This is a genomic window from Shewanella sp. 11B5, assembly GCF_002836795.1.
Taxonomy (GTDB): Bacteria; Pseudomonadota; Gammaproteobacteria; order Enterobacterales; family Shewanellaceae; genus Shewanella; species Shewanella frigidimarina.
On record NZ_PJAP01000533.1, the window covers coordinates 1 to 5,453 of the forward strand.

Below are 5,453 nucleotides of genomic sequence, written 5' to 3' on the forward strand. Positions count from 1 at the left end.
TTAACGGTCGCGGTGAAGGTATGGCGTTCGCTGATGTGTCAGAAGTAGAAAAAGCTTACGCTACTGGTGTTGCTGAACTACATGCTCGCGTTAAAGTACGGATTACCGAAACGAACATCGCAGATGATGGCGAAAGAACTAAATCAACTCGTATCATTGATACCACAGTTGGTCGTGCTCTTTTATCATTAATTTTGCCTGAAGGCTTATCGTATGATTTGGTTAACCAAAACATGGGTAAGAAACAGATTTCTAAACTGTTGAACACTTGTTATCGTCAACTAGGTCTTAAAGATACCGTTATCTTTGCTGACCAATTGATGTATACCGGTTTCCGTTTTGCAACCATTTCCGGTGCCTCTGTTGGTATCGATGACATGGTTATTCCAGACGAGAAATACACCTTAGTAGCTGACGCTGAAGCTGAAGTGCTTGAAATTCAAGAGCAGTTCCAATCAGGTCTTGTTACTGCCGGTGAACGTTACAACAAAGTCATCGATATCTGGGCAAGTGCGAACGAAAAAGTTTCAAAAGCGATGATGGAAAACCTGTCAACTGAGACAGTGATTAACCGTGATGGCGTACCTGAGCAACAAGCTTCGTTTAACAGCATCTATATGATGGCTGACTCGGGCGCTCGTGGTAGTGCTGCACAAATCCGTCAGTTAGCGGGTATGCGTGGTTTGATGGCTAAGCCAGATGGCTCAATCATCGAAACCCCAATTACGGCTAACTTCCGTGAAGGTCTAAACGTACTTCAGTACTTTATTTCTACTCACGGTGCGCGTAAAGGTCTTGCCGATACAGCATTGAAGACAGCTAACTCGGGTTACTTGACTCGTCGTTTAGTAGACGTGGCACAAGACTTAGTCGTTATCGAAGATGACTGTGGTGTTGAGCATGGTCTTACAATGAAACCGCTTATTGAAGGTGGTGATGTTGTTGAGCCATTGCGTGAACGTGTTCTAGGTCGTGTAGTTGCTCTTGACGTAATGAAGCCAGGTACTAATGAAGTGCTTGCTCCACGCAACACACTTCTTGATGAAGCATGGTGTAATACGTTAGAAGAACACAGCATTGATGAAGTGATTGTACGTTCTGTAATTACCTGTGACACAGACTTCGGTGTGTGTGCAGCGTGTTATGGTCGTGACTTGGCTCGTGGTCATATTATTAACCACGGTGAAGCTATTGGTGTTGTTGCAGCTCAGTCAATTGGTGAACCTGGTACACAGTTAACCATGCGTACCTTCCACATTGGTGGTGCGGCGTCTCGAGCTTCTGCAGAAAACAACGTTCAAGTTAAGAACGCGGGTTCTCTGAAGTTACACAATGCGAAGCATGTTTCTAACATCGACGGTAAGCTCGTTATCGTATCTCGTTCTTCTGAGTTAGCCATCATCGATGAGCTAGGTCGTGAGAAAGAGCGTTATAAAGTGCCTTACGGTACAGTATTAGAGAAATTGGAAGACAGTGAAGTTGCAGCTGGCGAAATCATCGCTAACTGGGATCCACATACTCACCCAATTATTTCTGAAGTTGCTGGTAGCGTGAAGTTCGTTGACATGATTGATGGTGTCACTATGACACGTCAAACAGATGAGTTAACGGGCCTATCTTCTGTAGTTGTGCTCGATGTTGGTGCGCGTACTTCAGCCGGTAAAGAATTGCGTCCAGCAATTCGCTTAGTTGATGCCGATGGTAATGATTTAATGATCCCTGGTACTGAAGTACCAGCTCAATACTTCTTACCGGGTAACGCGATTGTATCGAAAGATGATAACGCGAAAATCAACGTTGGTGACCCATTAGCACGTATTCCACAAGAATCGTCTAAAACTCGCGACATCACCGGTGGTCTTCCACGTGTTGCTGACTTATTCGAAGCGCGTAAACCAAAAGAGCCTGCAATTCTTGCAGAAATCTCTGGTACGATCTCGTTCGGTAAGGAAACGAAGGGTAAACGTCGTCTAGTGATCACTCCAGCTGATGGCAGTGAACATTATGAAGAAATGATCCCTAAGTGGCGTAACTTGAACGTGTTCGAAGGTGAAAAAGTCGAACGTGGGGAAGTTATTGCAGACGGTCCAGAAGCGGCTCATGACATCTTGCGTCTTCGTGGTATCCACAACGTAGCAAACTACATTGTGAACGAAGTACAGGACGTTTACCGTCTACAGGGCGTTAAGATCAACGATAAGCACATCGAAGTTATCATTCGTCAAATGTTACGTAAGTGTCTAATCACTTCAACAGGCGACACTGAGTTCTTAGAAGGTGAGCAAGCAGAAGTATCACGCGTGAAGATTGCTAACCGTGAGCTAATCGCTCAAGGTAAAACACCTGCAACGTTTGAACGTGAATTACTCGGTATTACCAAAGCTTCTTTGGCAACTGAATCATTCATCTCTGCTGCATCGTTCCAGGAAACCACTCGTGTGTTAACTGAAGCGGCCGTTGGCGGTAAGAGCGATCCATTACGTGGTTTGAAAGAAAACGTAATTGTAGGTCGTTTGATCCCAGCAGGTACAGGTTATGCTTATCACAAAACCCGTAACGAAGAACGTGCTAAAGTATTAAGCTCTCGTGGCAAAGTGGAAACTACTACAGTAACCGCAAGCGAAGCTGAAAAGAACCTAGCAGATCTACTAAATCTGGCCGGTAGCCAAGATTAAGTTAGTATTTTGTTAAAAAAAGGCGCCAATGGCGCCTTTTTTATTGGAATTTGCACGAAAAGTTGTCTATTTCTTGACAGGCAGCCATTACCTTTCTAAAATTCCGCGTCCCACCATTGTGGGATATAGATTTTTCACACCTAATTGTTGAGCTTAAATCAACTTTCGGAGCTATACATGGCAACTGTTAACCAGTTGGTACGTAAGCCACGCACGCCAAAAGTCGAAAAGACTAATGTGCCTGCGTTGAACGCGTGCCCACAAAAACGTGGTGTTTGTACTCGTGTGTACACTACAACACCTAAAAAACCTAACTCTGCACTACGTAAAGTAGCTCGTGTGCGTCTAACTAACGGTTTCGAAGTAACTTCGTATATCGGTGGTGAAGGCCATAACTTGCAAGAGCACAGTGTAATTCTAATCCGTGGTGGTCGTGTTAAAGACTTACCTGGTGTGCGTTACCACACTGTTCGTGGCGCATTAGACTGTGCTGGCGTGACTTCACGTCGCCAAGGCCGTTCTAAGTACGGTGCTAAGCGTCCTAAGTCTTAACGTATCCCGTTTAAGTAAGGCCAAGCTAGTATTTATTTGACATTCCAGTTTTGGAAATACCTGAAGCATACGGAGAATTAATATGCCAAGACGTCGCGTTGTAGGACAACGTAAAATCCTACCAGATCCAAAGTTTCACAGTGAGTTGTTGGCTAAGTTCATCAACGTCATTATGCAGGACGGCAAAAAGTCGACTGCAGAAAAAATTATCTACAAGGCACTAGATGTTGTCGCTGAAAAGAAAAGCGAAAATCATTTAAGTATCCTTGAGGCAGCCCTTGATAACGTTCGCCCATCAGTCGAAGTTAAATCTCGTCGTGTTGGTGGTTCTACTTATCAAGTACCATGTGAAGTTCGTCCAGTGCGTCGTAACGCACTAGCGATGCGCTGGTTAGTTGAAGCTGCTCGCAAGCGTGGTGAAAAATCTATGGCTCTACGTCTAGCAGGTGAAATGCTAGATGCGTCTGAAAACAAAGGTACTGCGGTTAAGAAGCGTGAAGACGTGCATCGCATGGCTGAAGCTAACAAAGCCTTTGCCCATTACCGTTGGTAATATGATGGAGCGGACTTCGGTCCGCTCCATATTGTTGATATTGCTGAAGCCAAAAGCTTTAGCTGAGAGGGTATAAATAGTGGCTCGTACAACCCCAATTGAGCGTTATCGTAATATCGGTATTGTAGCTCATGTGGATGCAGGTAAAACTACCACAACAGAACGTGTTCTGTTCTATACCGGTATGTCTCATAAAATCGGTGAGGTGCATGACGGCGCCGCCACGACAGATTGGATGGTACAAGAGCAAGAGCGTGGTATTACTATCACCTCAGCCGCTGTAACCACATTTTGGCGCGGAATGGAGGCTCAGTTCGCTGAACACCGAATTAATATCATCGATACCCCAGGTCACGTAGACTTCACTATTGAAGTCGAGCGTTCATTACGCGTACTCGATGGCGCTGTAGTAGTCTTCTGCGGCTCGTCTGGCGTTGAACCACAATCTGAAACCGTATGGCGTCAAGCTGACAAATACCACGTTCCGCGTTTGGTGTTTGTTAATAAGATGGACCGTGCAGGTGCAGATTTTGACCGTGTAATAAATCAAATTCGTAACCGCCTTGGTGCGACTTGTGTGCCAATTCAATTGAATATTGGTGCAGAAGAAAACTTCAAGGGTGTTATTGATTTAATTAAGATGAAAGCCATTAACTGGTCTGAAACAGATCAGGGTATGACTTTCACTTATGAAGACATTCCTGCAAATCTAGCAGCAAAAGCTGCAGAAATGCATGAGTATCTCGTGGAAGCAGCAGCTGAAGCCTCTGATGAACTGATGAATAAGTACCTTGAAGAAGGTGAGTTATCAGAAGTCGAGATCAAAACAGCGTTGCGTCAGCGCACAATTAACAATGAGATCGTGTTAGCCACTTGCGGTTCTGCATTTAAGAACAAAGGTGTGCAAGCGGTACTCGATGCGGTAGTTGACTTCTTACCCGCTCCTATTGATGTTCCTGCAATTACAGGCATCGATGAAAGCGAAAATGAAGTAAAACGCCCACCAGATGACAATGCCCCTTTTGCGGCTTTAGCATTTAAAATTGCGACTGATCCATTTGTTGGTACACTGACCTTTATCCGCGTGTATTCAGGTGTACTTGAATCAGGTGCTGGTGTTTATAATTCTGTTAAACAGAAACGTGAACGAGTAGGTCGAATTGTGCAAATGCACGCAAATGACCGAACAGAACTGAAAGAAGTACGTGCTGGCGATATTGCAGCTGCTATCGGTCTTAAAGATGTAACAACCGGTGATACTCTTTGCGATAATAATCACAGAGTGATTCTTGAGCGCATGGATTTCCCTGAACCCGTAATTACCATAGCCGTTGAGCCACGTTCAAAAGCAGACCAAGATAAAATGGGAATTGCGCTGCAAAAATTAGCAGCAGAAGATCCATCATTCAAAGTTGAGACTGATGAAGAGTCGGCACAAACACTAATATCTGGTATGGGCGAATTGCATCTAGACATTATCGTTGACCGTATGCGTCGCGAATTTGGTGTAGAGTGTAACGTAGGTAAACCTCAGGTTGCTTACCGTGAAACAATTCGTTCTAAAGTAGAAGTGGAAGGTAAATTCGTACGTCAATCTGGCGGACGTGGCCAATTTGGTCATGTTTGGTTAAGAATTGAACCACTCGAAGAGGGTGCGGGCTACGAATTTGTTA

At 44.6% G+C, this 5,453-nt stretch carries 3 protein-coding genes and 1 pseudogene; all 4 read left to right on the top strand.

The window, feature by feature from the left end; all coding sequences use genetic code 11:
* Window positions 1–2,675: pseudogene (locus tag CXF78_RS12570) on the top strand (DNA-directed RNA polymerase subunit beta'); the annotation flags it as partial.
* Between the two features lie 177 nt (window positions 2,676–2,852).
* Window positions 2,853–3,227, top strand: coding sequence for a 30S ribosomal protein S12 (rpsL, locus tag CXF78_RS12575; RefSeq protein ID WP_011635635.1), 375 nt, complete (start codon window positions 2,853–2,855; stop codon window positions 3,225–3,227).
* Window positions 3,228–3,309: 82 nt separating this feature from the next.
* Entirely contained in the window at window positions 3,310–3,780 is a 471-nt protein-coding gene (gene rpsG, locus CXF78_RS12580) for a 30S ribosomal protein S7 (protein ID WP_011635636.1), read from the top strand.
* 79 nt (window positions 3,781–3,859) lie between these two features.
* Window positions 3,860–5,453: elongation factor G (gene fusA / locus CXF78_RS12585; protein WP_102036985.1), on the top strand; the 1,594-nt coding region annotated here is incomplete at its 3' end.